Consider the following 3,976-nt stretch of genomic DNA (forward strand, 5'->3'; position numbering starts at 1 on the left):
GCAGCTCGGCCAGGTCGGAGCGCAGCGCGACGTCGTCATCGCTGTCGCCGGCACGGCGCCGATCGCCCAGCGCCTGCAGGCGTGCGCCGAACGCGGCCTCGGTCGCCTGGCGCAGCCTGGCGCGCTGCGCGTCGTCGCGCGCCAGCACCCGCCAGATCCAGCCGATGCGGTCGTTCAACGCGGTGGCCACGGCCGTGGCCTTGGCCGGCGCCAGCTGCTGCATGGCCGCGATCACGTCCGCGGTGTCGGCATCGCCGGTGCGGAACGCGCTGTCGATGGCGTCGGCATAGGCCAGCTTCTCGGCATCGTCCAGCGCATCGAGATGGCGGCCGAGCGCGGCCAGCTGCGGCTTGGGCAGGGCGAAGCGGTAGTAGCCGGTGCCGCCGGCGTTCGGCATCACCCAGCTATCGGCATCGGCACCAGCGAGCGCGAGGCGGCCGTCGCTGGAAGACAGCATCTGGCAGGCGCGGCGCACGCCCTGGCGCGTGCCGTACTTGACGCAGACCGGCACGCCCCAGGTCTGCGCGGCGCTGCCGCGCGAGCCCAGCGGCAGGAAGCGCTGCTGGTGCAGTTGCAGCACCGCGCCGACCGCCTCGGGCTGCAGCTGCGCTTGCAGATAGGGCACGCCGGGCTGGTCGAGGAAGCTGCGGAACGCGGCCTTGAACTCCTCATCCTTGCCGGCCGCGGCGGCGATCGCATCGACCAGGTCGTCGGCGGTGGCGTTGCCGAAGCGGTGCGCGCGAATGTAGCTGCGCATGCCGCTGCGGAAGGTGTCCTCGCCGACGAACTGCTCGAACATGCCCAGCACCGCGGCACCCTTGCGGTAGGTGATGCTGTCGAAGGCGGTCTCGATGTCGCCGTTGCCGGTGATCGGCTGGCGGATCTTGCGCGCGCTGACCAGGCTGTCGTTGTTCATCGCGTCATGCGCGGCACTGATGCGGTCCAGGTCCGCGCGGTACTGCGGCCGCAGGCGCATGGTGATCTTCTGCTGCATCCAGGTGGCGAAGGCCTCGTTGAGCCACAGGTCGTCCCACCAGGCCATGGTCACCGTGTCGCCGGTCCATTGGTGCGCCAGCTCGTGCGCGGTGACGTTGAACGAGCCCTCGACGTTGTGCCGCGGCGAATGGTCGTCCAGCAACAGCAGCCAGTCGCGGAAGGTGACGAACCCGGGGTTCTCCATCGCGCCGGCGGAGAAGTCCGGCGCGGCCACCAGATCCAGCTTGTCGAACGGATAGCCGAAGTCGTAGTAGTCCTCCAGCGCGGTGATGATTTCCGGCGTCTGCTGCAGCGCGCGCCGGATGCGCGGGCCCTGTCCTTGTGCAGCGACGCCGCGCAAGGGGGTGGACTGCGGGCGCTGCGGCGTGGCCGGCAATGCCGGCCCGTCGACCACGTCCCACGGCCCGACCGCGTAAGCCACCAGGTAGGTCGGCAGCGGCACGGTCTCGGCGAAGCGCACGGTCTTCCAGCCCTTGCCCGCCGGCTCGGTGGACTCGGCGCCGGTATTGGCCAGCGCCTGCTCGCCCTCGGGCACGGTCAGGCGCAGCGCGAACGGCGTCTTCAGCGCCGGCTCGTCGAAGCCGGGGAAGGCGTAGCGCGCACTGATCGGCTCCATCTGCGTCAAGGCGTAGGCATGCCCCTGCGCCTTGACCTGGTAGAGCCCCTGCAACTGCTGGTTGAACGGTGCGCTGTAGACGATGGTGAGGGTCAGCTCCTGCGGCTGCAGGGTGCGCCCGAAGGCGATGCGGGCCACGCCAGCCTGCGCGTCGGCCTGGGTGTAGCGCACCGGGAACGACGCACCATCGGCGGTGCGCAGCGTGGCCTTGCTCACCCGCAACTCCTTGCCGTGCAGCCACAGATGGTCGGAGGCGCGTTCCAGGCGCACGCGCAGGGTGGCGGTGCCGTCGAAGTCGGTGCGCTCCGGATCGATCTTCAAGTCCAGCGCATAGTGCTCCGGCACCGCCCAATTCGGCAGGCGTCCGGTCGGCACCGCATCGGGAGCCTGCGCACAGGCCGCGCCGCAGCACAGCGCGAGGACGGAGAACAGCACGCGACGGGACAGAGCTGGCATGGACGGGCCTTCGCCGATGAGGAGGGCGATGACTTAAGCACGCACGGCCGCGGCTGTCACGTGGTGACCGCCCGTGATTTAGCCCGCGGGCACCGCGGAGGTTCTTCACGTCCGGCCCCTACATCTCAAGCAACAGCCAGGGCTTTCGCCTTGCGGCGAGTCACTTTTCTTTGCTTGTGCAAAGAAAAGTAACCAAAAGAAAGCACACCCTGCCTCGCGCCCTCCGCGCTAACGCGCTCCGGGTCCGCGTCCAACCCGGGGATTCGCGGAAGGGGCATCCTGCCCCTGCCGCGAACGGCGCACATCCATGTGCGCCGCCCCTGCTGGGGTTTTTCCCCGCGATGGCCGCCGCTGCGGAAGGGAATCCGTTCAATCAAAAGCCGGAGCAACATCAACAGCAAAGGCCGAAGCAACTGCGACTGCTGCACACGCCTGGATCATTGCCGTGTCCGCCAACAAATGCGCTGCGCTTGGTGGCGCTCATTGCCTGTTGATCCTGATGGACACACAACAACGCTGATTTCCGCAACAGCGAGCGCTATTCGCGCGTGACGGAAAAGCTCCTGCCGAGACTTGCGACACGTTGACTGAGTGCACTGTGGGAGTGACTTCAGTCCCGACGCCTCGAGGTCGGGTGCCTGGCGGGCGCTCTTCGGCGCGAGTGCATGACAGTGACTCCTACAGTGCGGCGGCATCGGGAAGGCGATCGACCCTCGCAACGCCCCGCCCCGCCTCAGTCCTGCAACCCCAACGCCGCCAGCACCTGCACGGCCAGCGCTTCGACATTGTCGCCATCGGCCTGCAGGTGCAGTTCCGGCCGCTCCGGCGCCTCGTACGGGGAGTCGATGCCGGTGAAGTTGGGAATCAGGCCGGCGCGCGCCTTGGCGTACAGGCCCTTGACGTCGCGCGCCTCGGCCACCGGCAACGGCACGTCGACGAACACTTCGAGGAACTCGCCCTCGCCGAAGCGCTCGCGCGCCAGTTGCCGCTCGGCGCGGAACGGCGAGATGAAGCTGACCAGCACGATCAGGCCAGCGTCGGTCATCAGCCTGGCCACCTCGGCGACGCGGCGGATGTTCTCCACGCGGTCCTCGTCGGTGAAGCCCAGATCGCGGTTCAGGCCATGGCGCACGTTGTCGCCATCGAGAATGAAGGTGTGATAGCCCAGTGCGTGCAGGCGCTTGTCGACCAGGTTGGCGATGGTCGACTTGCCGGCGCCGGACAGGCCGGTGAACCACAGCACCTTCGGTGTCTGTCCCTTGATCCGAGCGCGCGCGGCCTTGTCCACGTCCAGGTGCTGCCAGTGCACGTTGCCGGCGCGGCGCAGCGCGAAATCCAGGGTCCCGGCAGCGACGGTGGCGTTGCTGTGGCGGTCGATCAGGATGAAGCCGCCGAGCGCACGGTCCTGCGCGTACGGGGCGAAGGCGATCGGCTGGTCCAGCGCCAGGTTGCAGTAGCCGACCTCGTTGAGTTCCAGGCGCTTGGCCGCCAGCCGCTCCTGCGTGTTGACGTCGATGCGGTGCTTGATCTCGGTGACGCTGGCGGCCACGGTGCGCGTGCCGATCTTCAGCCAGTACGGGCGACCGGGCAGCAGCGCGGCATCGTCCATCCACAGCACGTGCGCGGCGAACTGGTCGGCCACCTCCGGCGGATCGCCGGCAGCGGCGATCACATCGCCACGGCTGACGTCGATCTCCTCGGTCAGGGTCAGCGTCACCGCCTGCCCGGCCACCGCGCGCGGCACCGCATCGGCGCCGATCAGCACCTGCGCGACCTGCGCGCGCCGCGCCGACGGCAACACCACCACCGCATCGCCGGGCTGCACCGCGCCGGCCGCCACGGTGCCCGCGAAGCCGCGGAACTGCGCGTGCGGCCGGTTGACCCACTGCACCGGCAGGCGCAGGGCGC

2 protein-coding genes are annotated in these 3,976 nt (G+C 69.2%); both read right to left on the reverse strand.

The features are described 5' to 3' along the window. On the reverse strand, positions 1-2,068 hold a 2,068-nt coding region (locus D183_RS0120195), incomplete at its 3' end, for a M1 family metallopeptidase (protein ID WP_039728953.1). Between the two features lie 733 nt (positions 2,069-2,801). Continuing rightward, a partial coding sequence (cysC, locus tag D183_RS0120200; RefSeq protein ID WP_017910598.1) for an adenylyl-sulfate kinase occupies positions 2,802-3,976 on the reverse strand: 1,175 nt, incomplete at its 5' end.

It is taken from the genome of Xanthomonas sp. SHU 199, assembly GCF_000364665.1.
Taxonomy (GTDB): Bacteria; Pseudomonadota; Gammaproteobacteria; order Xanthomonadales; family Xanthomonadaceae; genus Xanthomonas_A; species Xanthomonas_A sontii.